1 pseudogene is annotated in these 1,598 nt (G+C 68.5%); it reads left to right on the forward strand.

The annotated features are described in order from the left end of the window. Positions 1–1,598, forward strand: a pseudogene (locus ABZT03_RS44380) (sugar-binding protein); the annotation flags it as partial.

Raw genomic sequence — 1,598 nt, forward strand, 5'->3', positions numbered from 1 at the left:
AAGCGGTTCAACTCGGCGAACGCCGCGTCCAACCCGCCCAAGCTGTCGGTGACCTACAACTACCGGCCCAAGACCGGCACCGACCAGCAGGCCGGCCCGCCGTTCTTCCAGGACGCCTCCGGCACCTGGTACGTCAACACCACGACGCCGACGCTCAGTGACACCTTCGTCGACGTCAACAACGACAAGGTCGACGGCACCTTCGAGATCGACGACGCCGCCACCAACGCGCAGGTCGGCAACTACCTGGTGTCGCCCTACGTGCCGTCGGGCCAGCCGGCGTCGGTGACGGTTCCCTCCGGTCTGCTCACCAACGGCAAGACCTACAAGTTCCGCACCAACCCCTACGACGGCCTGCACTACAACAACGACTGGTCGGCGTACGCGACGTTCACCGTCGACACCTCCGCTCCGTCCGCACCGACCGCGGTGACCTCCACCGACTATCCCTCCGCCTCATGGGTCAAGGGCGCCGGCCAGGCTGGCGTGTTCAAGGTGACGCCTCCATCGGGGGACCAGAACGGCATCGAGTGGTCGCTGGACGGGACGACCTGGACGAAGGTCGCCACCAGCGGAACCACCCCGGTCAACGTCACCGTCAAGCCCGCCAAGGCGGGCACCAACACGCTGCAGGTGCGGGCGACCGACAAGGCCGACAACAAGTCCGAGGCCCTGTCCTACACCTTCCATGTCGGCCCCGGCGGTGTCACCAGCCCTGATGAGGGAACCCGCACCGCCGCCCGGCTGCCGCTGACCGCTGAAGCGGACGGCTCGAAGTTCGACAAGGTCACCTTCTCCTGGCGCCGCGGCGAGGCCGACACCTGGACGGCCATTCCCACCGGTGACGTGACGGTGGCAGGGCAGCCGCTGTCTGCCTGGCCAGTGGCTCTGACCAGCGGCAAGAGCCCGAAGCTGACCTGGAACGCCACCTCGAGCGTGAACCCGGACGGAGCGGTGCAGATCCGGGCCGACTTCACCGGCCCCTCCAGCGCCTCCGCCTCGTCGGACCCGGTCAACGCCACCGTCGACCGCAACGCCGACGGCGCCGCTTCCGAGGACGTGGGGCCTGGTTCGCTGAACCTGCTGACCGGCGACTACACGCTGTCCGACAACGACGCCTCCTTCTTCGGCCTGTCGGTCGACCGCACCGCTTCCTCCCGTTCCCCGCAGGCGGGGGCCGGCACCAGCCAGCAGGCGCCGATCTTCGGCAAGGAATGGCTCTACGGCGCCGCCGGCGAGCAGACCTCCACCCCGTGGACGGTGCTGGCGAAAACCTCTGCCACGTCGGTGAGTGTCGGCGCCGCCGGCGATGACACACGGCTGAACTTCACCCAGAACGCGGCGAAGACCGGCTGGATCCCGGAGGTCGGCGCCGAGGACTACGACCTCACCGGCAGCTTCAGCGGCAGCTTCACCCTGAAGAGCTCCGACGGCGAGACGACCACCTTCACCCCAGCGGGCGCCAGCACCACCTTGTGGAACGCCGCCACCTCCTACCTGGAAGGCCTGGCCAACACCACGGCCACCACGGTCAGCGAAGCGGTCACCGTGGGCGAGACCAAGACCTCCCGCCCCAAGCTGCTCATCGCCCCGACCTC

This window comes from Streptomyces sp. NPDC005574 (genome assembly GCF_040605435.1).
Taxonomy (GTDB): Bacteria; Actinomycetota; Actinomycetes; order Streptomycetales; family Streptomycetaceae; genus Streptomyces.